We start from the raw sequence: 26049 nt of genomic DNA, 5'->3' as shown, positions 1-26049 counted from the left end.
TACTATCGGCTCTTGGTCTAGCCACTACTACGGGAACCTGGCTGTTCCCAAGCCCCGTCGCTTTAGCGCGGGGTCAGTGACAATTCCAACATCGTCGGGAACTTGCTGCCGATAACCCGGAGATTCCCATACATACCAACGGAATTTGTTTTCCGCTACCAACCAAACCAAATACTCTCGAACGCCATTGCGATGGTAGGCTTGTTTTTTATCGTGCAAATCGTAAGACGCGCTACTGCCAGCAATTTCCACAATTAATTCTGGAGCACCTTCCACGTAATCATCCTCGCTAATACGCGAATTGCCGCCCAAATTTTCGTCGAGGCGCAACAAAACATCCGGTTGCGGTTCGTTTTTGCTATCCAGGCGAATGGTGGCGTTGTCGGCAACTTCCAAACCTGGGGTGGCAGCGGCATAAATTTCCAGCCAGGCTACCATTTGGCTGTGGGATTTGCCGTGTTGATAGTAGCGTAGGGGAGAAGGCAGATAGACAATTCCTTCCACAAGTTCTGCTTTCTTTAGCTGCGGCATGTGGTGGTAGCGTCGCTCGAATTCTTGGCAGCTTAAGCGATCGCCCGATTCCAAAATCGGCAAAAGTTCTGGAGATTCTGACCCATCGCAACTCATGACCAACCTCAAAATTGCCACTAGCCATCCCTGCCCAACTATACTATAGAATAGGAATCAAAAGCTGTGCGATCCTACAAAATTTCTGAAAAACGCGATCGCGCTGCCCGAACGTCGCCAGAAACAACTAGCAAACCATACATGGGCGCGAGCAACCTCTCGAAGTTTCCCGAACTAGACCCAAACAATCTATTTCCCTTTGAACTAGATGATTTCCAGAAACAGGCGATCGCTGCCCTCAACGCCGACAAATCGGTCGTGGTCAGCGTTCCCACGGGGTCCGGCAAAACCCTCATTGGCGAATATGCCATTTACCGCGCGTTGGCAAGGGGCAAACGAGTCTTTTATACCACACCTCTGAAAGCCCTTTCCAACCAAAAACTGCGGGATTTTCGCGATCGCTTTGGGGCAAAGAACGTGGGATTGCTGACTGGGGATATCTCCGTCAGCCGGGAAGCATCGGTCTTGGTCATGACCACGGAAATCTTCCGCAACATGCTCTACGGTACCCGCATTGGCGAAATGGGTACTTCCCTGGAAGATGTGGAAGCCGTGGTTTTGGACGAATGCCACTACATGAACGATACCACCCGGGGCACGGTCTGGGAAGAATCCATTATTTACTGTCCCCACGAAATCCAATTGGTTGCCCTTTCCGCTACCATCGCCAACAGCGACCAACTCACCGATTGGATTCATCGCGTTCACGGACCCACGGAACTGGTCAAATCCGACTTTCGCCCCATTCCGCTACAATTTTACTTCTGCAACGACAAGGGCTTTTTCCCCCTCCTCAACAGCAAGCAAACCAAACTCAACCCCAACCTCAACCGCTACAAACGACAAAAAGGCAAACGCCCCAAAACCCCTTCCATTATCGACGTACTCTCCCACTTGCAAGAACGGGATTTGCTGCCGGCTATCTATTTTATCTTTAGCCGCCGGGAATGCGATCGCGCTGTGGGCAACGCCAGCCAACTCAAACTGGTCAACCCAGAAGAAGCCCAAGAAATCGAACAAGCCGTCAACGACTTTTTCGCCCGCAATCCGGAAGCAACCGCCCGTCAAGGACAGTTGGAACCTCTGAAACGGGGCATTGCCGCCCACCATGCTGGAGTTCTTCCTGCTTGGAAAGGTTTGGTGGAAGAACTGTTCCAGCGGGGTTTGATTAAAGTTATCTTTGCCACGGAAACCCTGGCTGCCGGGATTAACATGCCTGCCCGTACCACCGTTATTTCTAGTTTATCCAAACGCACCGATCGCGGACATCGCTTGCTAAAAGCTTCGGAGTTCCTGCAAATGTCCGGCAGGGCGGGGCGTCGCGGAATGGACGAACGCGGTCACGTGGTCACCGTACAAACCCGTTTTGAAGGGGTGAAGGAAGCTGCCTATCTGGCAACCGCCCAAGCCGATCCTTTGGTCAGCCAGTTTACCCCCAGCTACGGCATGGTGTTGAACTTGCTGCAAAACCATACCTTAGAGGAAGCCAAGGATTTGGTGGAACGCAGTTTTGGACAGTATCTGGCAGCGGGCAACATCCAACCCCAACAGGAAGCCATTGCCGCCGCTAAGGAAGATTTGGAAGCGTTGAACCAAGAACTGGCTGGGGTAGACCTGCAACAGCTGCAAAGCTATCAAAAATTGCGCGATCGCATTAAAGAAGAACGCCGGTTGTTAAAAACGCTACAATCCCAAGCCCAATCCTATGCTAACGAAGACCTCAGCGTGGCGGTTTCCTTTGCCGTTCGCGGTACGTTGGTTAGCATCAAAGGTGCCAACGTTCCCACCTCCGAACCCATATCCGCTATTTTAATGGATAAAATCCCCGGTCCCGGACAAGCGCCCTATTTAATTATTTTGGGTCGGGATAACCGCTGGCGCATCATTACCGTAGACGACGTGGTCAACCTACATGCGGAAATTCCGCGATTGCAAAAAGCCGATGCCCTCACCGTTCCCCCATTTCCCAACCAAAAACCCGGTACTTCTGCCCAGGGGGATGGCGATGCCAGTGAAATTGCGTATCTAATTCCGCCGTTGGAAGTAGAAGTTGCCCCCGAAGTGAAAGCCCAGCAGGAACGTTTGGCAAAGGTTCAAGACCAACTGGAAAACCACCCTGCCCGCCAGTGGGGCAAACCCGGCAAACTCCTGAAAAAATACCGTCGCGCCCAGGAGTTGGAAGGGGAAATTCAAGCCATGGAAGCGGATTTGGAAGCCAGGTTGGCGCGTCGTTGGCAGGAATTTCTCAATTTAATTCAAATTTTACGCATGTTTGGGGCGCTCAGCGATATTACCCCCACGCCTTTGGGCGAAACGGCGGCTGCCATTCGCGGCGATAATGAGTTGTGGTTGGGGATGGTGTTGAGTTCTGGCAAGCTGGATGGTCTGGACCCCCACTCTCTGGCGGCGGCTTGCGCGGCGTTTGTTACGGAAGTTTCTCGCCCCGATAGTTGGTCGAACTACAGTCTGTCTTCGGAAGTTAGCGAGGCTTTGAACAGTTTGTGGGGGCTGCGCAAGCAGTTGATTAAAATTCAAAGTACCTACGGTGTGGATATTTTGGTGTTGCCCAACAAATGGCAAGACCGCCACTTGATTGCGTTGGTGGAACAGTGGGCTTTGGAGGTGGAATGGCAGGAACTGTATGAAAATACCAGTCTTGATGAGGGGGATATTATCCGCATTTTGCGCCGAACGTTGGATTTTCTCTCTCAAATTCCCCACGTTCCCAATATTTCGCCGATTTTGGTGGAAAATGCCCGCCGCGCCATACAACTGCTCGATCGCTTCCCGGTGAGCGAGTCGGTTTCTTAAAAATCCGTAGTTTCTCGGTTACCAATTTTGGCAAATTAATTCTGGAAAATTTTGGTATAATTCTAGCGTTCGCCATCTCGATATCAAAATTGGATGGGCGGATAGGGATGCTTTTTGCTCAGTCTGCCAAAGACCAAAAGTTCCATTTTGGCGATGATGCTCGCTCTCGGAAATGCCTTCTCCCCCTCCTATGCCCGATATTCAAATTGTCGTTTTCGATTTTAACGGTACGATTGTCGATACGGTACGCTCTACACAGCAGGTCTTGGAACAATTGCAGCTGCAGTTCCAAGATACAACTGGCAGCGATCGCACGTTTCCTTACCTCGATCGAGTACCTTTTCCAGAACCTTCTTTTCTCCAAACAACTCATTTATATCCCCATCAAATTCCACAAATCATCCACAAAATCAAACAAGACCTTACCAAAAAAACGGAAAAACTGATTTCCAATCCAGATATAGGCTATGTTGTGCGAGAGCTTGCTGGTACGGAGTTGTCTTTGGGCGTTCTCACATCCGCGCCGGCTAGCAATGTTTTGCATTTTATCAACCAACAAGAGTTTGGCGAGTGCCTGGATTTTCTCTACTCCCGGGTTCCCATCTGGGGCAAACCAAAAGTGCTCTCTGCCTTGCTTAAAAATGCTTCTCTGCCTGGCGAATCCCTTTTATACGTTACTTCTGATATTACCAATATCAAAGCCGTGGGTGCTTCCCAAGTGCAAATTGCTGCTGGTACCTGGGGATTTAGCAAGCGCGCCGAACTAGAAACGTACCATCCAACTTATATTATTGATTCTCCTAAGGAGGTTTTGCCCATTATCGGACAGCCGGTGGGGAATCAAGAAGTGGATGGAGAGATGGAGAAATAAACCTTGGGGCGCGTGGGGGCATGGAAAAGGCAGAATTCATGCATTGTCTCTATACCATTTCCCATGCTCGGTACGTTTTCTACCATTTCCTTGAAAGTTTGCAATAAATAATCGGGAGTATTTTTTTGGTAGGGGTGCAACGTGTGAGCGCCCCTACCAGGGCAATTGGAAAATTCCAGAAAATCATTATTTTTTCAGAAATGGTATTAGCTAGTGGTTCTATGCCCTGGCAGCCAATAAATCTGTCCGTTTGCTTCTCCGGCAACGATTTGACTGCCGTCAGGGGCGATCGCGCAACACCATAGGGCATTGCCGCTGGTGAAGTGAGAAACCACGCGCCAGGTAGTGGTATCCCAAACTTTTAAAGTTCGGTCTTCGGAGACCGATACCAGATGCTGACCATCGGGGAACATTGCCAAACCGCGAACCCGACCTTCATGGGCGGAAACCACAGCAAGCTTGGTGCCGGTGGCTAGATCCCAAACCCGCAGTTGCCCGTCGGAAGCTCCAGAAATCACTTGTTTGCTGTCTGGGGTGAGGGCGATCGCCCGCACGGTGGCACCATGACCGTAAAGGGTTCGCAGTTTTTCCCCGGTTTGCAAGTCCCAAATTTTCAACGTTTGGTCCACGGAACCGGAAATGGCTTTGCTGCCATCGGGGGTAACGGCAACCACCTGTACGGAACTTTCGTGACCCAGCAGGGAATAGCGTTCCCGACGCCGTTGCAAATCCCAAACTTTGACCACGTGGTTGAGAGTGCCCGCGATCGCGTAGCGGTTGTCTGGGGTGAGGGCAATGCTGCGAATCCAGGAATTTCCCTTCACAGACCACAATTCGCTGCCGGTGCTTGCATGCCAAACCCGCAGAGTACTGTCGCGACCGCCGGAGACGGCATAGTAGCCGGAGATATCGTTGCATAGGGCAACTGCCTGCACTTCAGCAGTATGGTGGTCAAAAACCAAATCTGCCACCCCGGTTTCTAAATTCCAAACTTTTACGGTTTGGTCGAAAGCTGCCGAGGCAACATATCGGGCATCCGGGGTAAATGCCAAACTTAAAACCTTATCGCTATGAGCGCAACAGACCCGCAATTTGGCGGCGGGGGCTAAATTCCAAATGCGAACTGCGCGATCGCTACCGCTGGAGACGAGTTTCGTGCCATCTGGGCTGAGGGCGATTGACCGTACGGTATTGGGTGGATTGACCGGGGGAGATGGTTGGTGGGCACTCAGAGAGTACAGTTGCTGCTTGCTGGCGAGGTGCCAAGCACCAATCGTGCCATCGTCGCTGGCGGAAAATAGCTGTTCTTCCCCTGGTGCCAGTACCAGCGATCGCACGGTGTGAGTGTGCCCATGTAGGGTATACAGCTCCTGCCGGGTCTCCAGATTCCAAGCTTTGATGGTGGTATCTTGAGAAGCGGAAAATGCCCGTTTGCCGTCGCTGGTGAGGACCACATCCCGCACCGTATCCTGGTGACCCCGTAGGGTAAACAGCAGCCGCTGGGCGGGCAAATCCCAAACCTTCAGGGTATCGTCGAAGGAAGCCGACACCAATCGCCGACCGTCGCTAGAAACCGCCAGCGATCGCACGACCCCTACGTGACCTTCCAAGGTACCTAGTTCCACCCCCGTTTCGATATCCCAAATTTTGATTGTATTGTCGGAAGAACCGGAAATCACCTGCTTGCCATCGGGGGTAACGGCAACTGCCCGTACCCAAGCGGTGTGCGTTGTTAGGGCATGCAAAACCTCTCCTGTTTCCCAATCCCAGATTTTTAAGGTGCGATCGTCGCTAGCGGAGATAATTTTACGGCTATCTGGTGCGATCGCAATGCCCCGGATCCAATCGGAATGACCCTCCAACGTACGCAAATTGTCGCCGGTTTCAATATCCCAAATTTTTATCGTGCGATCGTCCGCCGCCGACACAACATACCGACCGTTGCCGGCAACGGCTACTGCCGTGACATTGTCCGCATGCCCCCATAAAGTTTTCATCAAAGCGCCCACACCGTGGGTAAAGCTGGTATGAAATTGAGCGTCTGAAAAGACATTATCTTTATCTTTATTGGTGGATGTTGCCGTCATAGCCGCTACCTCCCAGGCTGCTGATTTCTATTTTGTTAAACTCAGAAATATTGAAAAGGACAATTTTTCCCAGACCATACCAAGCCCATTCTCCTGTTTTTATTAGAGCATTTTTTCATGAAAATGCGAGGAGATTGTTATTTTTATTAAAACTTTCGCCTTTCAGCTTTTTTTGGGCAATGCTAAACTTTCAACATGGGAAAAAAGGGTGCCAATTATGTGCTAGAAGTACGGATAAAAATTTGTTGTATCCAAAATTTGGCAGAAATGGAACTTGCCGTTGGTTTAGGGGCAGCGGCGGTAAGATTGGTTTCCCAAATGCCCAGCGGACCAGCTTCTATGACCAAATTTCAAATTCGTCAAATTGCTGGTTGGGTACTTCCTGGAGTGGAATCGGTATTGCTCACCAGTGCCACCAAAGCCACAGCCACGATCCGACAGCAACAGTACTGCCAAACCTCAGCCATTCCACTGGTAGACCCACTGAAGGCAGCGCTTTCTTATACCATTTCCTTAAAAATATGCAAGCAATAATCGGGGTATTTTTGTAGGGGGCAACGCGTGAGCGCCCCTACCAGGGAAATCGAAACATTCTAGAGAATCATTGTTTTTCAGAAATGGGGTCGTCTACGTACCTCCGTTTGGGGTTGATGTTTATTCCGGTATTCGTTTAGACAATCAATTGGACGCGCAAAAATTAGAGACTTTTGTCGCCGCGATCGCTCGATTGAGATATTCTTTGTAGAGAGAGCACTTTCTATACTTAAGTTAGAGATTTTGGCAATTGTTCTTCGATCGCAGCTAGTAAATCCCGTTCCAAATAAGGTTTGGTAATGTATCCCACAGCACCCAAACCAGTGGCAAGATGACGGTGTTTGTCTCCCTGACGGGAAGTGAGCATAATTGTGGGAATATCAGAAATGGTGGTATCTTGGCGGTATTGGGTGAGGAACTCAAAACCGTTCATCCGTGGCATTTCAATATCGCAAAGAATCACATCAACGGCTTCCCCCGAGCGCAATTTTTCCAACGCTTCTTGACCGTCGCGCGCCGTCAACGCCCGGTAGCCAGCCTTTTGTAACGTAGTCACCACATTCTGACGCAGGGTCACCGAATCATCCACCACCATCACCGAACGAACGCGGCGTTGGTTTGACTGGGGTAGTACTTCAGCCTTGCCGTAGCCAGTACCGTTGGCGATATGGTAGTTTGCCTCCTTCGACTGGTAGGTAATTGGGGCTGTTGCCCCCCTGCCAGAACCCGCCTGGGAAGTCGGCAAAGCTGCTAGCAGCGGATTTCCTTGGGTCAGGTGGTTTTGAATTAAATTCAGAACGTCGATCGCCAAAGCCAAACGGCTGTTCGCCAAAATGCTGCAACCGTAGACGTATTCCGGGGCGCGTACAACTTTACTCAGCGGGCGGATCACCAGTTCTTGTTCGCCCAAGACCGATTCCACTTCCAACCCTACCAACCCAGAACCGGTATCGAGCAGCAATATCAAAGAACCTCGATCGCCCTCGCTGGTGGTACTTAAAGCCGCATCTAAATTAGATTTGCGGGCAGCGCCATTACCATTGGTGGGCGTACTATGTTGGGTAGGAATGGAAGAGGTGTGGCGAATTAAATCTTCCAAACGATGGATGGGAACCGAATGTTCCGTTCCTTCCCGGTTGAGGGAAAGCACTCGTTGTTGACCGACAAACGTAATTTCCTTGCTGTCGGGAAACAGAATTTGTTCGATGGTTTCTGAGGGAATGGCGTAGTGAACCCCTTGGGAAGCACATACCAGCAGTTTGGCAATGCTGAGGGTTAGGGGCAACTGCAAGCGAAAACAGGTTCCCTTATCCGGCTGGGAACTGACGTTGATGCTGGCACCAATGGCATTGAGTTGGGAACGAACCACATCCAACCCCACACCGCGACCGGAAACATTATCTACGTTTGCCGCAGTAGAAAAACCAGTTTCAAAGATAAATTCCAGCAGTTGGTGGCGGCGCAGTTGGGAAGCTCGGTTGCTGGAAACCACCCCTTGCGCGATCGCTCGTTGGCGGATAGCCTCGTAGTCAATTCCCTTCCCATCGTCGCGAATTTCAATGGTGGTGCGGTTGCCTTGGGTGTAGGCGCGAATTTCAATGGTTCCCTGGGTTGATTTGCCCTTCCCCTGGCGCTGGTCTGCCGGTTCGATGCCGTGGGAAAAAGCATTTCTTACCAAATGTAGCAGCGGATCGTATAATTTTTGCGCGATCGCTTTATCCACCAATACATCTTCGCCGCGAATTTGCAGCGCCACATCCTTTTCGTGGGTAATACAAAGTTGCTGTACCGTTCTGGGGAACCGTTCCAAAACCTCCCCAATTGGCTGCATCCGCGCCAGAGTCAAATCGTCGCGTACCTTGGTCAACAACCGTTGCTGTTTTTGCAGTGCCGACGACGACTGCTTGCTGTACAGATCGATGCTATCGGCAACTTCCCGCATCTGCACCATTTCTTCGTAAGCCGACTGCAGCAGTGTTTGCATTTGGGAATAATTATCCATTTCCAGGGCATCCCAGCTTATCTGGTTGCTACCCACACTCGGCATGGTTTTCCCGGAACGAGACCGCTGCGAAGCGCTCACAGAAGCGCGATCGTGGTTTTGCTTGGCATTCATACTCCAAGCCAGAGATTGCAGGGAAGAAAGGATTTTTTGATGTTGGGAAAGTTGTTCTTGCAGCTTTTTCACCGAGGTTTGTAAATCTTCCGTTCCCGAATATTGCTTGTTGTGCTCGATGAGTAGTTCCCCAGCTTGGAAGTTCAAACGCTCCAACTGTTCTAAATTGACTTTGACCGTGGTGGTTTCCCGATGCTGCTGGGTTCCCTTTTCTTCCTTGGCAGCCGCACCAGCAGTTGGCGCTTGCGCCCTCGGAGAAATTTCTTCCCACTGAGATAGGGGAGCGCTATCTTGTTCTAGTTCGAGGCTGGTTGGCTGGGTGAGCTGTGGGGCAACATCGGTTTCTTCTGTCGTATCTTCTGCTTCTGCTTGCGGTTCTTCCGATGGTGGCGGTGGTGAGGGGATTTCTACCATTTCCTCAATTTCCAAACTGCCAAAATCAGCATTTACACCACCACTGCCAACATCGCTGCTTTCCGTGTCGCCGGTATCGCCTTGCTCTTGTTGGTCTCCATCGAAATCGGAGGCAGTATCGATCGCACCTGGGTCAAAACTACCAAATACATCGTCCAGTTCGACCCCAGAAAAGGTTTCTTCTGCTGTTTCTGTTTCCGTCGGTGGGGTCGGTTCGCGAACCGATGGTGTTTCTTCCCCCTCGCTGAAATGGTTGACCGATTCAGGTAGCTGGGAGGGAGGTTGGCTGGATGCCTGAGATGTCTGGGAAGCAGACGTTGAGGAAGAGGGCGTATGGGCTAAATTTTTGAGTTTTTCCGAAGGTTCGCCTCCCCGAGTGCGATCGCCGTTTAAAACTGCTTGTACCGCTTCCCAGAAGTCTTCTAAGGCCACCTCAGCAATTTTTACTGCCAAATCGGGATTGAACTCTACTGCCGTTAAAACTGTTTTGGCGATGTCGCCAAATCCCGGCAGTTTTAAAGACTCCGACAACCCCACAAAAACTTCGGCAATGGAACGCAAAGTATTGGCGACCTCTTCCGAATCGGATGATTTCAAAGCCGCCTGCAAGCTTTCTAGGCGTTGCTTGACGCCAATTTCAAAAATTGATTGCACCATGTCAAATCCTAATTCTTCAGAAGAGGGAATCTCGGCATCGGGATTGTACGCATCGCCCAAATAGTTTTTAATTTTTTCAATAATGGCCCGTGCCTGCTGCATGGTCGGCGATACCGTTTCGTCATCTTCGGCATCGTCATTTTGCTGGTGTTTGACCAACTCTTCGGTGACCAGCGATTGCAGGGTTTCGTAGGCTTGAAATAAATATTTTTCTAGTTCCGCGTCGATTTTTATATCGGGATTGTATAGGGATTTAAAGATATCTTCTAAAGCATGGGCGATTTCCCGAACATTTTCTAAATCTACACTCGCCGAAGCTCCTTTTAAGGTATGGGTCGATCGCATCAAACTGTGTACGGTGGCATTGCTTTTTTCTTCGTGCAGCTGCCACAAATCCTGCTCGATATGTTGGAGCAAGTCTTGTGCTTCGTTGACAAAATTGCTCAACCCTTCGGCATATATTTCTGGATCGGTATTCATGGTCTTTTGCTAGCCAATCGCGAACTTTCGGAGGGAGCATGGGGGTTGGGAGCATACCGAGTGTACCGAGCATCGGGGCATGGGAGACAAAGATAAATTGTATTTCCATAATCGCCCAATCTCCCAATCTCCTTATCTCCCACACTTCCACGCTCGGTACGCTTCTATACTATCTACTCACAGCCAAACGCTGCTACTTCACCTTAAACTTGCCAACACTAGCTTGCAGTTCCTCGGCTGTAGCCACCAATTCTTGGAAAAAGGCGGCAATGCGATCGCTTTCGGCGGAGGTACTGCGGGCAATTTCTGCCACTTCTTCCATGGTTTTGGTCACCGATTGCGATTGGGAACTTTGCTCTTGGGTGGAGTGGGAAATGCCTTCCACCAATTGGCTGATTTCGTCGGTAGCGGCGATGATGTCGTTGAGGTTTTCCCGGGTTTCGTTGACCAACTCGGTGCCGGAAACCACCTGTTGAATGCCGGTATCCATCGCCGAAGCGACTTCGCTGGTCTCCTGCTGGATTTCTTGCACCAGATTTTCGATTTCGGTAGTGGCGGCTGCCGATTGTCTTGCCAGCGATCGCACTTCGTCGGCAACCACGGCAAATCCCCGACCGTATTCGCCAGCGCGGGTCGCCTCAATGGCGGCGTTGAGTGCCAGCAAGTTGGTTTGGGTGGCAAAGTTGCTAATTAGGTTCACCACCTTGGTAATTTTCTGGGAAGATTCGCCCAAACGCTTGATTTTCTGCGTGGTTTCGGAAACGGTTTTGCGGATTTCCATGATGCCATCCACGGTGCGGTTCATGGCATCGTCTCCCTGACGCACGGTGCTTTGGGCTTTCTGTACCGCTTTTTCCACTTTTTGGGCGTTATCCGAAACGGCTTCGGTGGCACCAACGGCGGTTTCGAGCTCTTGAATGGCCTGGTTGAGGGCATCAAGCTGGGATTGCGCCTGTTTGGATAACCCGGAAATTCCGGCTTCGCTGTTGCGGGAGGTTTCGCTCACCTTGGCAGAAGCATCCTGCACCTGCATGACGATTTTCCGCAAGCTTTGGATGGTGTTGTTGTAGGCATCGGCGATGGTTCCCAGTTCGTCTTCGGTGACCGGTACCCGTACGGTTAAATCCCCTTGGAAGGAGGGTTTGACTGCACTCAGTAACTGTACGGCGCGCTGTTGTAGTTGTTCCTTGGCGGATTTTTCCCGTTCCAGGGTTTCCGATAGTTGTTGGGATTGTTGTTCCAGTTTGGCTAGGTATTCTGCCTGCTGCAATGCTACGCCTAGCTGGTTGGCAATTTGGATCACCACGTTTACTTCCGATTTTTGCCACTGGCGGGGTCCGGAGTTTTGGTAGGTTGCCAGCAATCCCCAAAGCTTGCTGCCTTGGAAAATGGGTACGGTGACGTAGGCGCGCGCTTGGAAACGTTCCAGCAGGTTGATGTAGCAGGGGGCAAAGTTGGCTTCGTAGATGTCGTTGACTTGCAGGTAGTTGCTACCGCGACTGTAAGCACCGCCACGGGTTTCTTTTAAGTAGGTGTCTTGCACCCGATTTTCGCTACCCGTGTCGAAATCTTTGACCACGCAGGCTTCTTCGTCTAGAGACCCTTCGGTGAGTTGCGGGTCGCTGCTTTGTTCGTTGACTAGGGAAACCCAACCGCTGCCTACGGATTCGGCAACAAATTCGCCACTCCAGTCTTCGTTGAACTGATAGACGCCAACGCGGTCGGCTTGCAGCAGCCGCCGTACTTCCTGGGTGGTGGTGCGGAAAATGCTGTTGATATCTAGGGATTTGCGAATGCGGTCGATGGTTTTGGCAACGGCGCGATCGCGTTGGGCAGCTTTGGAGAGTTCGTCGGCTTGCGCTTGCACCTGTTCCATGGCTTCTGCCTGTTGCAAAGCAACTCCCAATGGGGCCGACAAACGCAGCACCAGGTTGACTTCTCGATCTTGCCAGCTCCGGGGACCGGCGTTATTGTAAACCCCCAACAATCCCCATAATTGGCTGCCCTGGAAAATAGGGACAATAATGTAGGCGCGGGCTTGGTATTTTTCTAAGGATTCGATGTAGCAGGCGGGAAAGTCTTCTTCGTAAATATCGCTGACACAGGTATATTGCTTGCCGCGGGTATAGCCACCCCCTTGGGTATCCTGCATGTAGGTGTCGTTGATGGTCATCGCGCCGGTGGACCATTTGCGCAAGACACAGCATCGCTGGCGGTGCGATCGCTTTGCAACACTTCGTCGTCTCCCTGCACCTGCAACAGGGAAACCCAGCCACTGGCAACGGATTCGGCTACCACTTGCCCAGTATAGTCGGGGTTGAATTGGTATACCAAGGCGCGATCGGCGTTTAAAACTTGCCGCACTTCTTGACAAGTGGTCCGAAAAATGCTGTCGGTATTAGGTGCCTGTTGGATCTTTTCAATCAGCCGGCTGATAATTTTTTCCTGTTCGGCAACGGAAGACAGCCGTTCGGTGGCTTCGGCCTGCTGCAAGGCCACTCCCAACGGCGGGGCCAAACGCAGCATTAAGTTCAATTCTCGCTCTTGCCAGTTGCGCGGACCGGAATTTTGATAGACCGATAGCAATCCCCACAGATGGTTTCCTTGGAAAATCGGTACCATGATATAGGCGCGAGCTTGGTATTTTTCCAAGGATTCGATATAGCAGGGGGCAAAATCCTGTTCGTATACGTCGTTGATGCAAGTATATTGCTTGCCTCTGGTAAAGCCGCCGCCTTGAGTATCCTGCATGTAGGTATCGTTGATGTTCATGGTGCTGCTGGCCCATTTGCGCAAGACACAGCGATCATCGCTGGCGGTGCGATCGCTTTGCAACACTTCGTCGTCTCCCTGCACCTGCAACAGGGAAACCCAGCCACTGGCAACGGATTCAGCTACCACTTCCCCGGTAAAATCTGCGTTGAAGCGATACACAATAGCGCGATCGGCTTTTAAAACCTGGCGCAGCTCTTGACAAGTGGTCCGAAAAATGGTATCCGTATCCGGTGCTTGCTGAATTTTTTCAATCAGCTTGCTAACAATATTGTCCTGTTCCGATTGCTGTTGCAGCTGCCGGCGAAACTTGGCCCGTTGCAGCGCCAAGGTCATTTCCCTGGACACCTGTACCAGCAAGTTAATTTCCGCTTCGTGTCTGGCTTGGGGTTGGCGGCACTGCTGCACCACCAAAAGTCCCCAAACTTGCTCTTCCACCAAAATGGGAACGGCCACCAGCGAGCGAATTTGATATTTTTCTAAAATTTGTTGGGCGTAGGGCGTAAATCCCCACTGCGCCACATCGTGAATGTGGATAACCCCTTGCTGGCGGTATTGCTGGCTGCGATTGGCACCAAAACAAATCGCCGGAATTTTCGCCCCCCGCGACGGCGTAAACCCGGAAACCATCGCCTCCGAAACAATCGTACCGTTTTTACCATTTTGGAAGCGATATACCACCACGCGATCGGCAGCTAGCAACTTTTGCAACTCGCTGGTGGCGATACCCAGCAGCCGATCCAAACTACTGCAATCGTGAATTGTAGCGCTGAGTTTTTGCAGTTGTTCCCTTTGCTTTTTAGCTTGGCTTTGGGTGGCAGCTTCCGTTTGTGCTTGCCAAGCTTGGGGAAAGGAATGGGTATACTGTTCCAAACGCTGCAGCTGCGCGCTGATTTGAGGATTGTTCAGGGAACCGCTTTTCTCTAGCAGTTCGCGCAGGTTTTGTACGGAGGTGGCTACCTCTTCCGGGGAAAGCTTGCCGTTGCCTGCTTCCCCGTTTTGTCGCGGCTCTGGAGAGCTATTGGCGGAGGATCTGGGATAAATTGCGGTCATAAGACTTTTTGTAATAGTTGGTTTACGGTCGAAGGCAAACAGGAAGGGAAAGAAGAGACCGCTTGCTGGGTCCAAAAACGACTTTACCTACCATTTTGGCACCCCAAAACCAGAAATCTCCTCTTTCCCAAGTAAGAAGAAAAAATGGCACGCACACCAGAGCAAAATGAAATATTGGTGGAAAAAATACAGCGATTCGGCTATTCGGCAACCCCCTGCAAGCGAGATGAGTTGACCAAGGCGCTGGCACTCAGCACCATGCTGGCTTGGGCTGCCATATATCCTTGCAAGTAAGGCATGGCAGCTTCGGGAAACAAACCCGGTGGTGGCGATTGAATTTGCGCGCGATCGTGGTATTCAATGTCGTATACGTCGCGCACCACCAACCCAAGTTGTTGGGATTGCGATTCTATAAAAATAGCCAGCGCCGATGTTTGCACCGCATCTTCCCATTGTAACGGCGATCGCCCCAACCAATCAGCCAGGTCAACCACCCACAGCATTTCCCCCCGCCAACTACACACCCCCAAGACAAACGGTGGCAAATCGGGAACAGGTAAAATATCGCTCGCACTCACCTCAGACACCCCAGCAATATCCGCCACCGGTATCAAAACCGTATCTTCCCCTGCTAGAGAGAAACGCAAAAATTTCTCCCCCGGTGGAGGTGGGGCGCTTTCAAACAGCAAATCCAAACTGTTTAAGTTGGCGATGGGTTCTGGCGATTCCATATCCCTTACAGCAGCCTGCGAACGGTTTGCATAAAGGCTTCCTGGTCTAGGGGTTTGGCAAAATAAGCATCAGCCCCTAGCATATCGCCATACATCTTGTCAACATCCGTTCCTTTGGTGGAACAGATAATCACCGGAATTCTCTTGGTTTCTGGATTGCTTTTGACTTCCCGACAAAATTCAAAGCCACTTTGACCGGGCAGAATCACATCTAGCACGATTAAGTCTGGTTTCTCCATGTGCAGTTGCTGCTGCCCTTCTTCACCGCTGGAGACGCTGGTCACTTGCAAGCCAGCCTGTTTGAGATAGCCACTCAGCATGGCGGTATCTGTTTGGCTATCTTCTACCAATAGAGCCCTCTTCATAGAATTCCCCGAAAAAATACAAATATACTTGCTTTTCCTTCTAGTTTAATAGGTTGGTGGCAGCAGGGGAATTCCCAATTACATTTTCTCCCCACTTGCTTTACTCAGATTTGGCTGGCGCTTTGGCGTTGAGGTAGGTAGCGAGCAAGTCTAGTACCTTCTGTTGGTCCACTGGTTTGCTCATAAAATCCGTTGCCCCTACCATCTTGGCACGCATGCGATCGACAATGCCATCGTTGCCGGTCAAAATCGTCACGGGCAAATCTTTAAACACTTCAATCCGGCGGATTTGCGAGCAAATTTCGTAGCCGTTGGCAACAGGCATCATCAAGTCTAAAAAGACAAAATCTGGCTTGTTCTCCAGCAGCATGGTAATGGCTTGCACGGAATCTTGCACGGAAACAAAGCGATACCCGGCGGCTTCTAAAATCTTTTGCATTTGCTGGCAAACTTGCGGGCTATCATCGATGCAAGCAATTAAGGGTTGGTTTTGATTGGGGTGGGATTTTTGGGGGGGAGATGGTTGACCTCTGGAGGTGTTTGTTTGGGAAAAAGCTGGCATTTCTTCATCCGGCGCTCCTTCTTGAAGGGCAATCCAACCTTGCTTGATGTAAGGCAGCAGGCATTGGGTCAGCCGCAGCACTTCCTGGTTCATGACGCTGCCAATTTCTCGCAGGGTTTTCTGACCGTCTACCAGTTTTTCGATGGTTTTATAGGCTTTGGCTGATGTGGCTTTTTTGAGGTTCTCCGGCGCTTCAAGTGATGGAATTTGATTGGGAGAATAAGCTGCCAACCCGGCATCCTTCCAGGCTTGCCACTTTTTGGTCATTTCCGGTACCAGTTGCTTGGGTCTGACCAACGCTACCATGAGGGTGAAGGATTGCTCGATGCCGCCCTGGGGGTCTTCCTCGTAAGTGAGGGCTTGTATGTATTCCTGCTGTAGGATGTCAAAAACTACTTCTTTTAGGGTGGCTACCACCAAACTGGTGCCTTGCTGGCGCGTTAGATACCCGCGTTTGGATAAAACAACCAAGATATGGTAATCTTTGCTACCGATAGGTTTCTCCTCACGCAGTTTCACCCCAGACAGGGAAATATGGGGACAAATCTGCCGCCACAATCGCCGGAAGCGTCTATAGGCATTTTTCCCTCCGGTTGCCCAAACCAACCTACCGGCATAGAAGAAAAAACTCCATTTTTCTTGGCTTGAAGATACTTCTAGTTTTCCGGTAAATTCTTTTTGGCTACATTGTTGCAAGCGCTCTTCTAAGGAAACAACCATTTGAGATGGCGATCGCTGAGATTGAGTTTTTTGGGAAGCGAACTGGGTTGCAGTCATAATAACTAGTTTAAAGTGAATTTACCTACTTCAACAAGGAACCTATCCCGATCGTCAAAGATGAGGGGCTCGCGAAGGGCGGCAGATACAAATGTCTTTCAATTATAGAAAGCCGGTTCCCGATACTGTCTACGTTTGCGCGAACAACGAAAACCATAAACAATGGAGCAAAACGAACCAGAAAGATGCTACAGATCGATTGTGAGGCCATGTAGCCAATTTTTCCACCTGGATGCCCCCTAGAAAAACTTATAAAACTATAAAGAATTTGCCCGCCTGTGCCGGCAAAGACCACAAAAGCAAGTTATGCCCACACAGCTCTTGGTTTCCTCTGGCTAACGTACTTTCGATCTAGAATAACCAAAACCAGAGCTTCTTTACAAGTTTTTACAGGGCACTTCTGTGGGATTTGGGAAATTTTGGGCGCAAACCTCAGATGTTGGTGCCAAATATCCCCGAAACGAGCATTGAATCCCGTATCCTTTTTTATTTCCCCATACATGTATGTATTATATTTAACAGGAATGTTGCCCGTCATTTCATTGTTACAAAAATCCAACAATTTGCCAGCAGAATAAAAATATTTATATATTTGTGTTAAATTTCATTATCGGAGTTGTCGCTTTCAGACCCTTCGCCGTTGCCGTTGGATGGGGGCTGGCGGTTGGATTTGACCCGTTCGATTTCTGCTTTCAGTTCTTCAATTTGGCGTTTGAGCGATCGCATTTCCTCGCGCTTAACGCGATCGCTTTTTTCCGCTGCCTCCGGAGTTACATCCACCGCCCCTTGGGCATTGCAGCGGGTATAGTTCCCCTGTTTGATTTGCTGGTATTCCTCCGAATTCGCCCACTCCTGCAAATAGCTAATGCGTTCCACCGTAAACGGATGGCTAAAAGCCACCCCTTGGGGATTGTTGTACAACAAAAACTTGTACACCTGATTGAGCTCTTCCCGGTCCAACTCCTGATACTGTTGGGATTGGCGTACAAACTCCTCCAAACTAGCTTCGTGGGCAAAACTGCTGCTGCCGCCAGCCATCTTCATCATGGTTTTCATTACCGAATTCAAATCGTCAGTCACCAGCAACGCCGCGCGGTCTGCCGATAATTCTGCCTTGCGACGCCATTCATAAAACGAATAAATCAAACCACTGCCTACCACATTGCCCAAACCAAAAGTCATTTCCCCCAAAAACGTAGCGCTGGAAATTGCCCACAAAGCCATTTGAATTAAAATCGTATGGCCGCATTTAATATGACCCAGCTCGTGAGCCAGCACGCAGCGAATTTCCTCATGGCTCATGGCATCCAAAATGCTGGAATTCACCGTAATCGTGGCATGTTCCTGCCCCAAAGAATAGGCATTGAGCAGGGGGTGCTGGCTAACGAACAAACTGGGCTCGGGATAAATATCCAAATCGCGCAGGCACTGGCGGAAAATTTGGTATAGCGTTGCGTACTGACGCGGACCCACAAGAATGTGATTCCCCATTTGATAGATGGCTTGGGGACGTTCGTAAACAAACTCCACAAACTTGCGCGCTAGAGACTCAAAACCAGGCAAGCTGCGTAAGGCCACTTCAGCCTCCCAGTCGAGGGGATGTCGGAACGCTTCGCTGGAAATTTCAGGATAGGTAGGCATGGTTGAATGGTTCCTAGAATAGATAGCTGGGGAACAAGAGGCGACTCACCCCAAAATTGCTGGTGGGGTAACTTTTAGGGCTTTAAAAAGGAATTTCATCCCCACCTTCTTCCGCAGGCGAGTTGGGGGTAGTGGGAGATGCCGGTGGGGGAGTGGTTGCTGCTGGCGGTTGCTGCGTGGGGGCAGGTTCGGGTGCTGGTGGTGCTGTCGTCGCGGCTTGGCGGGTACTGGCAGCTTCTGGTTGACCGTCCAAATGATGAATGCGTATGGCACGCAGTTCTGCCCGCTTTTCTTTAAAGCCTTCCGGACGTTCCACCAGGCTCATGTGCAAGTTGCCCTCAATCACCACGCGATCGCCTGTATGGCAGGATTCTTGAATGGTTTGGGCTAAATTACTCCATCCCACCACTTTCAGGGTCGAGGGGGGATCGTTGCTCTTCCCCCCGGGAAACTGCACCAGCATTTCCGCAATGGGAATTTGTTTGTCTTGAGTATAGCGTAGTTGCGGGTCTTGGACAATTTCCGCCATCAAAATACAATTATTCATAAATCCATCCTTTCTTTCTTCGCTGTAGCAAGTAGCAATCAGAAGATGGGAACCACGAAGAAACGCTTGAGAATTCGCATTCCCATCTCCTAGAGTAGAGGCATCCCACTAGGCAAGATCCTCTTCCTTAGAAGCCGCTACCCCTTGTTCGCGATCGATAAACTCTTGGATATTGGTACGATGCTTCCACAGAGTTTCATCCACCCAATCGCGATCGTCGCCATTGGCAAAAATATGTACCAGCGGTTCTCCCGCGTCGGGTAAAATCAGCACCCAATTATCCCGTTGCTGGGCATCAAAGATTTTCACCCCATCGATCAACTCCGTAATTTCCGGCGGATAAGTTTCCACCAAATACCGCATCAGCGCCCCCTTCACTGTCCAAGGACAGCGCATCGTATAGCTCTTGTGGTAAACCGGTGGCAGTTCCGCGCGTACCTGACCCAGGGTCCGCTCTTGCAAAGTCAGCATTTCAATCAATTTCGCCACGCAGAACATAGCATCAAATCCTGGGTGCAACTGCGGAAAAATAAAGCCCATTTCCGCGCTGCCCCCAAGTACCACATTGGAAGTTTCCTGACAAGCTTCCATCAACGCTGTGGGATTGAACTTCGTGCGAATCACATTGGCATCGTGGCGGCGGGCAATTTTTTCTACCGCACTGGAGACATGGACCGGCACCACCACCGTACTGCGGGGATGGTTGGTCAGCACCAAAGTCACCATCAACGCCGTGAGCATTTCGTCGCGGATAGGTACTCCCGCCTCGTCGGTGAGAATCAGCTGCTCGCCATTGGCAGAAATTTGCACGCCAAAGTTGGCTTTCAGCGCTTCCACCACGCGCCCCAACTGCTGCAGCAAGTCTTCCCGTTCGTTGGCTGTGGTGCCAATTTGTTTCAAACTGGCGTTGAGGACCACCGCATCGCAACCCAACTTCGCCAGCAGCTGCGGCAAAATCGCACCCGATACGGAATAGTTATAATCAATCACTACTTTGGAGTGGCTAGCACGCACGGCTTCAATTTTTAGGTTCTTTTCAAAGCCGACGCTATAGCTGTCAATGACTTGGGTAGGATAGGCAACGTTGCCAATTTCGGGAATGGGCACCCGGCGAATATCTTCTTTGAAATAAGCCCCTTCGATTTTTTTCTCCTTGGCTTTGGAAATATTGATTCCTTTTTCATCGAAGAGTTCAATAAGAATGCAATCGGGACGGTCGGGGTGCAAGCGTACGTGAATGCCGCCTACCACCGGCAGCGTTGGCAAAACAGCGCGGGCAGCGGGAATAGCGGTGGCTTCCATATTTTGCACGTGAATGCCCACCGACATCAACCCCGAAATAAAGGAACGGGAGACCATGCGGGAAATGCTGCGCTGATCCCGGGAAACGGCTACTTGGGAGTTGGGTTTGAGGGTAGAACCGTAGGCTGCTCCCAGCTTCACGGCAAATTCGGGGGTAACATCGATGTTCGCCAAACCGCTGACGCCTCGCTGTCCGAATAAGTTACGCTGGGCGGTGCTGCCCCAAATGAGGTTGATGTTGAGGGTAGCGCCGGATTCGATCTTTTTGCTGGGCCAAACGCGCACGCCGGTGTTGATGAGGGCTTCTTCGCCAACGCTGGAGAGGGAACCGACTACGGCACCTTCTAACAGGTGGGCGCGGCGGTCAACTCTGGCACCGCGAGCAATGATGCACGCTTCTAGATGGGCTTCTTCGCCGATGATGCTGCCGTTCCAGATAATGGGGCGGTTGAGATCGGCATAGCTGCCTATGGTGACGTTATCGCCAATGACGGTTCCCGAACGCACGTGTACGCCGGCCCCAATGCGGCTGTTTTCCCCGATGATGACTGGGGCTTCAATTTGGGCATCGTCGGCGATGGAGGTGTTGGGTCCCACCCAAACGCCTGATTGTCGCTCTTGGTAGGCGATTTCTATTTCGACTTTGTTTTTGAGGGCGTCGTATTGGGATTCCCGGTAGGCGTCTAAGTGTCCCACGTCGCACCAGTAACCGTCGGCGATGTAGCCGTACAGGGGTTCGCCTTTTTCCAATAGCAGGGGAAATAGCTCTTTGGAGAAGTCAAATTCCTGGTTGGCGGGCATGTATTGCAGGACTTCCGGTTCCAGGATGTAGGTGCCGGTGTTGACGGTGTCGGAAAAGACTTCGCCGGTGGAGGGTTTTTCTAGGAAGCGGCAAATGCGTCCTTCGTTGTCGGTGATGACCAGTCCAAATTCTACGGGGTTGGGAACGCGGGTGAGGACCAAGGTGGCTTTGGACCCTTTTTCTTTGTGGTAGCGAATGGCATCGCTGAGGTCGAAGTCGGTGATGCTATCGCCGCTGATGACTAGAAAGGTTTCGTCGAGAAGTTCTTCGATGTTTTTGACGCAACCGGCTGTGCCTAGGGGTTGTTCTTCTTCAATGGCATAGGTCATTTGCACCCCGAATTCGCTGCCGTCTTGGAAGTAATCTCGCATGACATCGGGGAGGTAGTGCAGGGTGGCGACGATTTCGGTGATGTTGTGGCGTTTGAGCAAGTTGACGATATGCTCGGCAATGGGACGGTTGAGTACCGGTACCATTGGTTTGGGCAAATCGCAGGTTAATGGTCGCAGGCGCGTACCAGATCCGCCAGCCATTAGTACTGCTCGCATAGTTCCTCCTTCCTTGTTGATGAATCTTGAACGGATGGTGGGGTGGGTTCAGTATAGCGACTGTTGTTGGCAGGTATGTTAGGCTTCCCTTGACTGGTTTGGGACATGGGATGGAGATCGGGGAAAGGTAGTAGGGTGGGTAGTTGCGATCGCTGGGTGGGGATTGAGGTTTTTACCTGTTAGTTCGTCAAAGGTAGGTTGCACAAACCATACGTCTTATTGTACAAGGTTGCTGGCAGCGCTGAAATGAGTAGATTTCCAAGGGATGTATTTTGAGGGCAAGTTGGGTTCGTGGGAGGCTGGTTGCTACGGCTAGGGCGGGTGGGTTGGTATGAGTTGTGGAAACAAGCCGGTGGTATGTTAGTAAAGTTTTATTTGGGTTGGTGGGTAGGGATGCAAGAAGACGGTGGTATGGTGATGCTGCGTTTTTTCTAGCTAGTTGCTACCGGAATTTATGGTGGTTTTTTGATATATCGTTGGGATAAAAATTCCTAGAAATTTTGCTGCGATCGGGTGCAAGTTCTGGTTGTCCTATCCCACAATTGTACTGTGGAGAATGCGATCGCGCTGCAGTTTGAAGGTTTTTTCCTCTTTTGAGAAGACCATTGTATGTATGGGTGGATCTGTGGTTGGGAAGGGGGTTGGCGGGAAACCTCCATTTGGCCGTAACGCGAGTTTGCGTGTTTTTTGGGCAATGTTTCGTTTTGTATGGAAACGGCCGCACAAGGGCAAGTTTTTCGCCATGATGGAAGCAAATCAAGTTCGTTTTTTGGGAGGTTGAAATTTATGTCTGCTTCCCTGTCTTTTACCGATCGCGCAGAAGCCGGTCTGTTGTTGGCAAAGGCGGTGGCTTTTCACATGGAAAAACAGCGATCGCCCCAACTGCCGCCTTCGATTGTCTATGCTTTGCCCCGGGGAGGATTGCCCGTGGCAGTCCCCGTGGCGGCAAAATTGAATTGTTCTCTAGGGGTGATGGTCACCAAAAAAATTACCCTGCCTGATAATGAAGAACTGGCTATTGGGGCGGTTACTGCTGACGGTCATACCCTCTGGTCGCGCCAGCTGTCTCGCCAGGTAGATACGGAACATGCCTGGCAGACGGCGTATCAAAAAGCCCTTCAACAATCTCAGCAACTGGGTGCCTACTGTCCGCCGTTGACCCCCACCGGTCGCATAGCTTTGTTGGTGGATGATGGGATGGCTACGGGGATGACTATGATGGCTGCCGCCCAAGCTTTACGTTTCCAAAATCCCGCCCAAATCTGGATTTGCGCGCCGGTGGCACCGCCGGAGGTGGTAGATGTACTGCAAAAAGCTTGCGATCGCATGGTGGTTTTGGACACCCCAGAACCGTTTCTCAGCGTGAGTCGCTTCTACCAAAATTTCCCCCAAGTCGATATGGAAACCGCTTGTCGCTACTTGCAAGAACACAACCAAAAATACAACCACCAACCCAATTCCTACCAACCTTCCGTATCCCACTAGACGAGCGCCAGTGGGTTGGAACTTCCCCTAGGTGCGTGCTACAATCCCCAGCAAAATGGCAAGTAGGCTTTTGATTCCACTCATGCGACTTTGGCAATTTTGGTGTCAGACTTTTTGGCTGGCTTTGCAAGAATCCCCGCCACGCTCGGTTGAGGTGGTGATGCTCTTTTTAGCAGTGGTTTTATTTGGGGTATGGACTTTTCAGGAAAAATGGCCTTATTTGTGGCTGGGTTCCAGTTATGCTCTGGGCTCAGCCACTTCTATTTGGGTACGAGAAATCTTTTTTCCTTCCACCCACCAACGTCGGTGGCAGGCTACCTTCGTGCTCCTTTTGTCTGTTTCGCTCCTATTTTTTACTTTGTATCATTTTGTGTAGTTTTAGCCGGTTAGAAGCAGCGGCTATCTTCTCCAACTGAGCTGTCTGGCTGCCAGTAAAATGGCGATCGCCCGAGCCACGAAGCGATCGGGAAAATCCCCGCCAAACGAGCATCGCTTCAGAAAATTTCAGAAAAATTTGGCAATTCCCTACCGTTGTTGTTTAATTTTAGTAAAACTATTAAATATGGGCTATCAAACGAGTGCTAGCATCGCCTTCATAGCGATGGCCAGCATAGGCGTAAATCCGGAAGGGATCGTTGACATATGCATTTAAGCGAAATCGTTCATCCTAACCAGTTGCATGGTTGTTCCGTACATCAACTGGAACAAATTGCGCGGCAAATACGAGAAAAACATTTACAAACCGTTGCCACCAGTGGCGGTCACTTGGGTCCCGGTTTGGGTGTTGTGGAACTGACATTGGCTTTATATCAAACCCTCGATCTCGATCGGGATAAAGTCGTCTGGGACGTAGGGCACCAAGCCTATCCCCACAAGATGCTCACCGGACGGTACAATCGCTTCCACACCCTGCGCCAAAAAGATGGCATTGCTGGGTATCTCAAACGTTGCGAAAGCCGTTTCGACCACTTTGGTGCCGGCCACGCCTCCACCAGCATTTCTGCAGCTTTGGGCATGGCGATCGGGCGCGATCGCAAAGGAGAAGATTTCAAAGTCGCTGCCATCATCGGCGACGGTGCCCTCACCGGTGGCATGGCGCTGGAAGCCATTAACCACGCCGGTCACCTACCCGACACCAACCTCCTGGTCATTCTTAACGACAACGAGATGTCCATCTCCCCCAACGTTGGTGCCATCCCCCGCTATCTCAACAAAATGCGCCTGAGTCCGCCAATGCAGTTCCTCACGGACAACCTAGAAGAACAGTTCAAACACCTACCCTTCTTCGGCGAATCCTTGAGTCCGGAACTGCAACGATTTAAAGAAGGCATGAAACGTCTGGCCGTTCCCAAAGTAGGAGCGGTCTTTGAAGAATTGGGCTTCACTTACATGGGACCGGTGGACGGTCACAATATCGAAGAACTCATTACCACCTTCAACCAAGCCCACGAAATTTCCGGTCCTGTGTTGCTCCACGTCGCCACCACCAAAGGCAAGGGCTACGAAATCGCCGAAAAAGACCAAGTAGGCTACCACGCCCAAACCCCCTTCAACCTCGCCACCGGCAAAGCCTTACCCGCCAGCAAACCCAAACCCCCCAAATACTCGAAAGTATTCGCTCACACCCTGGTCAAACTGGCAGAAAACCAACCCAAAATTGTAGGTATTACCGCTGCCATGGCGACGGGAACTGGGTTGGACAAATTGCATGCCAAACTGCCCAACCAGTACGTTGACGTCGGTATTGCCGAACAACACGCGGTCACCCTAGCCGCTGGTCTGGCTTGCGAGGGCATGCGTCCGGTAGCTGCCATTTATTCTACCTTCCTGCAGCGCGCCTACGACCAAATTATCCACGACGTTTGCATCCAAAACTTGCCAGTGTTCTTCTGTCTCGACCGCGCTGGCATTGTCGGTGCTGACGGTCCCACCCACCAAGGGCTGTACGATATTGCTTACCTGCGCTGCCTGCCCAACATGACTGCCATGGCCCCCAAAGACGAAGCCGAACTACAACGCATGGTGGTCACTGGCATTGAATATACCGACGGTCCCATTGCCATGCGCTATCCCCGGGGCAACGGGTATGGCGTACCGCTGATGGAAGAAGGTTGGGAACCGGTTCCCATCGGCAAAGGAGAAATTCTCCGCCACGGGGAAGATTTGCTCATTGTGGCTTATGGTTCTATGGTCCATCCGGCGGTACAAACGGCGGAAATCCTTAGCGAACACGGTATGGAAGCGACAGTAATCAATGCCCGGTTCGTGAAACCGTTGGATAAAGAGTTGATTCTGCCGAAAGCGGAGCAAATTGGTCGGGTGGTCACCATGGAAGAAGGTTGCCTCATGGGTGGCTTTGGTTCTGCCGTTGCCGAAGCTTTGATGGATGCTGATGTTTTGGTTCCCCTATTGCGTCTGGGCGTTCCCGACCAATTGGTTGACCACGCCAAACCGGATGAAGCCAAGGCTGATGTAGGCTTAATGCCCGCTCAAATGGCGGAGAAAATTCGTGCTAAATATGCTGCTCAACCCTCTGTGGTTTCTAAGTAACGAGTTGGTTGGCTCTTTGGTAGCTAGCTAGCTGGTTGCTCCTTTGGTAGCATCAAGAGTTCCCCCTGCAATTGTATGCTGGTGTAGGAATTTTTGGTGCTACAATAATTTTGACTAACCCAATCACTGGACAAAAAATGACATTCGTGTCGATTGCGTTCGGTTAGTCCAGCCTTAGTCTCGTAGCAGACTCCGTTATTTCGGTCATGACACCTTTGGGTGCTTTCCAGCTTGAAGCCCTGTCGTTCGTCGTTAAACAGGTCCAGGTGATTGACAAAAACCAGTGCGGCGGACGCAAAAAGCCGAAATCACATTGG

The 26049-nt window shown here is 50.9% G+C and carries 18 protein-coding genes; 7 read left to right on the top strand and 11 right to left on the bottom strand.

What is annotated here, in order from left to right; genetic code table 11:
- Positions 1-27: 27 nt before the first annotated feature.
- Positions 28-627, bottom strand: coding sequence for a Uma2 family endonuclease (locus tag AS151_RS17030; RefSeq protein ID WP_084639681.1), 600 nt, complete (start codon positions 625-627; stop codon positions 28-30).
- Positions 628-768: 141 nt separating this feature from the next.
- On the opposite strand from AS151_RS17030, the gene AS151_RS17025 reads away from it, so the two are divergent.
- Together AS151_RS17025 and AS151_RS17020 are read left to right on the top strand one after the other, a co-directional pair.
- Positions 769-3438 (top strand): DEAD/DEAH box helicase, encoded by a 2670-nt coding sequence (locus AS151_RS17025; protein ID WP_071518265.1) that lies wholly within the window; start codon positions 769-771, stop codon positions 3436-3438.
- A 190-nt stretch (positions 3439-3628) separates the two neighbouring features.
- Complete coding sequence (locus tag AS151_RS17020; RefSeq protein WP_071518263.1) at positions 3629-4309, top strand: HAD hydrolase-like protein; 681 nt, start codon at positions 3629-3631, stop codon at positions 4307-4309.
- 206 nt (positions 4310-4515) lie between these two features.
- On the opposite strand, the gene AS151_RS17015 is transcribed toward AS151_RS17020, so the two are convergent.
- Positions 4516-6396 carry a WD40 repeat domain-containing protein gene (locus AS151_RS17015; protein WP_071518262.1) on the bottom strand — a complete coding sequence of 627 codons (1881 nt, stop codon included), beginning with the start codon at positions 6394-6396 and terminating at the stop codon, positions 4516-4518.
- A 195-nt stretch (positions 6397-6591) separates the two neighbouring features.
- Here AS151_RS17015 and AS151_RS17010 point away from each other — a divergent pair, with 195 nt between their 5' ends.
- Positions 6592-6930, top strand: coding sequence for a hypothetical protein (locus tag AS151_RS17010; protein WP_071518261.1), 339 nt, complete (start codon positions 6592-6594; stop codon positions 6928-6930).
- Between the two features lie 229 nt (positions 6931-7159).
- Here AS151_RS17010 and AS151_RS17005 read toward each other — a convergent pair whose 3' ends face one another.
- From AS151_RS17005 to AS151_RS16960, 9 genes are all read right to left on the bottom strand, one after another.
- The gene (locus tag AS151_RS17005) at positions 7160-10597 is read right to left on the bottom strand and encodes a hybrid sensor histidine kinase/response regulator (protein ID WP_071518260.1); all 3438 of its coding nucleotides are present in this window, start codon (positions 10595-10597) and stop codon (positions 7160-7162) included.
- A 193-nt stretch (positions 10598-10790) separates the two neighbouring features.
- Positions 10791-12794, bottom strand: coding sequence for a methyl-accepting chemotaxis protein (locus AS151_RS17000; RefSeq protein ID WP_139240722.1), 2004 nt, complete (start codon positions 12792-12794; stop codon positions 10791-10793).
- Positions 12767-14422, bottom strand: a complete 1656-nt coding sequence (locus AS151_RS16995) for a GAF domain-containing protein (protein ID WP_071518258.1) — start codon at positions 14420-14422, stop codon at positions 12767-12769. The genes AS151_RS17000 and AS151_RS16995 overlap by 28 nt, the downstream gene beginning before the upstream one ends.
- 200 nt (positions 14423-14622) lie before the next feature.
- Positions 14623-15153: a chemotaxis protein CheW gene (locus AS151_RS16990; protein ID WP_071518257.1), complete on the bottom strand. Its 531-nt coding sequence runs from the start codon at positions 15151-15153 to the stop codon at positions 14623-14625.
- A 5-nt stretch (positions 15154-15158) separates the two neighbouring features.
- A complete protein-coding gene (locus tag AS151_RS16985; protein ID WP_071518256.1) occupies positions 15159-15518 on the bottom strand; it encodes a response regulator in 360 nt (119 codons plus the stop codon).
- Positions 15519-15618: 100 nt separating this feature from the next.
- Positions 15619-16857, bottom strand: a complete 1239-nt coding sequence (locus AS151_RS16980) for a response regulator (protein ID WP_084639677.1) — start codon at positions 16855-16857, stop codon at positions 15619-15621.
- A gap of 597 nt (positions 16858-17454) precedes the next feature.
- Positions 17455-18498 (bottom strand): M48 family metalloprotease, encoded by a 1044-nt coding sequence (locus AS151_RS16970; protein WP_071518254.1) that lies wholly within the window; start codon positions 18496-18498, stop codon positions 17455-17457.
- Between the two features lie 82 nt (positions 18499-18580).
- Positions 18581-19045, bottom strand: a complete 465-nt coding sequence (locus tag AS151_RS16965) for a single-stranded DNA-binding protein (RefSeq protein WP_071518253.1) — start codon at positions 19043-19045, stop codon at positions 18581-18583.
- Positions 19046-19153: 108 nt separating this feature from the next.
- Positions 19154-21697 carry a mannose-1-phosphate guanyltransferase gene (locus tag AS151_RS16960; RefSeq protein ID WP_071518252.1) on the bottom strand — a complete coding sequence of 848 codons (2544 nt, stop codon included), beginning with the start codon at positions 21695-21697 and terminating at the stop codon, positions 19154-19156.
- Positions 21698-22000: 303 nt separating this feature from the next.
- On the opposite strand from AS151_RS16960, the gene AS151_RS23135 reads away from it, so the two are divergent.
- The 4 genes from AS151_RS23135 (at position 22001) to dxs (ending at position 25732) form a co-directional block, all read left to right on the top strand.
- Positions 22001-22132: a hypothetical protein gene (locus tag AS151_RS23135; protein ID WP_275528002.1), complete on the top strand. Its 132-nt coding sequence runs from the start codon at positions 22001-22003 to the stop codon at positions 22130-22132.
- A 351-nt stretch (positions 22133-22483) separates the two neighbouring features.
- Positions 22484-23182 carry a phosphoribosyltransferase family protein gene (locus AS151_RS16955; RefSeq protein ID WP_071518251.1) on the top strand — a complete coding sequence of 233 codons (699 nt, stop codon included), beginning with the start codon at positions 22484-22486 and terminating at the stop codon, positions 23180-23182.
- 82 nt (positions 23183-23264) lie between these two features.
- Entirely contained in the window at positions 23265-23558 is a 294-nt protein-coding gene (locus AS151_RS16950; protein WP_071518250.1) for a hypothetical protein, read from the top strand.
- A gap of 266 nt (positions 23559-23824) precedes the next feature.
- Positions 23825-25732, top strand: coding sequence for a 1-deoxy-D-xylulose-5-phosphate synthase (gene dxs / locus AS151_RS16945; RefSeq protein ID WP_071518249.1), 1908 nt, complete (start codon positions 23825-23827; stop codon positions 25730-25732).
- Positions 25733-26049: the final 317 nt, after the last annotated feature.

The sequence above is a fragment of the Geitlerinema sp. PCC 9228 genome (genome assembly GCF_001870905.1).
Lineage (GTDB): Bacteria > Cyanobacteriota > Cyanobacteriia > Cyanobacteriales > PCC-9228 > PCC-9228.
Note: the sequence above shows the minus strand (reverse complement) of the source record. Positions and strands in the feature narration are given on the sequence as shown.

Bases quoted from the DNA above. Each gene is read 5' to 3' on its own strand.
- AS151_RS17030 (WP_084639681.1), bottom strand. From the start codon at position 627: ATGAGTTGCGATGGGTCAGAATCTCCAGAACTTTTGCCGATTTTGGAA.
- AS151_RS17025 (WP_071518265.1), top strand. From the start codon at position 769: ATGGGCGCGAGCAACCTCTCGAAGTTTCCCGAACTAGACCCAAACAAT.
- AS151_RS17020 (WP_071518263.1), top strand. From the start codon at position 3,629: ATGCCCGATATTCAAATTGTCGTTTTCGATTTTAACGGTACGATTGTC.
- AS151_RS17015 (WP_071518262.1), bottom strand. From the start codon at position 6,396: ATGACGGCAACATCCACCAATAAAGATAAAGATAATGTCTTTTCAGAC.
- AS151_RS17010 (WP_071518261.1), top strand. From the start codon at position 6,592: ATGGGAAAAAAGGGTGCCAATTATGTGCTAGAAGTACGGATAAAAATT.
- AS151_RS17005 (WP_071518260.1), bottom strand. From the start codon at position 10,597: ATGAATACCGATCCAGAAATATATGCCGAAGGGTTGAGCAATTTTGTC.
- AS151_RS16995 (WP_071518258.1), bottom strand. From the start codon at position 14,422: ATGACCGCAATTTATCCCAGATCCTCCGCCAATAGCTCTCCAGAGCCG.
- AS151_RS16990 (WP_071518257.1), bottom strand. From the start codon at position 15,153: ATGGAATCGCCAGAACCCATCGCCAACTTAAACAGTTTGGATTTGCTG.
- AS151_RS16985 (WP_071518256.1), bottom strand. From the start codon at position 15,518: ATGAAGAGGGCTCTATTGGTAGAAGATAGCCAAACAGATACCGCCATG.
- AS151_RS16980 (WP_084639677.1), bottom strand. From the start codon at position 16,857: ATGACTGCAACCCAGTTCGCTTCCCAAAAAACTCAATCTCAGCGATCG.
- AS151_RS16970 (WP_071518254.1), bottom strand. From the start codon at position 18,498: ATGCCTACCTATCCTGAAATTTCCAGCGAAGCGTTCCGACATCCCCTC.
- AS151_RS16965 (WP_071518253.1), bottom strand. From the start codon at position 19,045: ATGAATAATTGTATTTTGATGGCGGAAATTGTCCAAGACCCGCAACTA.
- AS151_RS16960 (WP_071518252.1), bottom strand. From the start codon at position 21,697: ATGCGAGCAGTACTAATGGCTGGCGGATCTGGTACGCGCCTGCGACCA.
- AS151_RS16955 (WP_071518251.1), top strand. From the start codon at position 22,484: ATGTCTGCTTCCCTGTCTTTTACCGATCGCGCAGAAGCCGGTCTGTTG.
- AS151_RS16950 (WP_071518250.1), top strand. From the start codon at position 23,265: ATGCGACTTTGGCAATTTTGGTGTCAGACTTTTTGGCTGGCTTTGCAA.
- dxs (WP_071518249.1), top strand. From the start codon at position 23,825: ATGCATTTAAGCGAAATCGTTCATCCTAACCAGTTGCATGGTTGTTCC.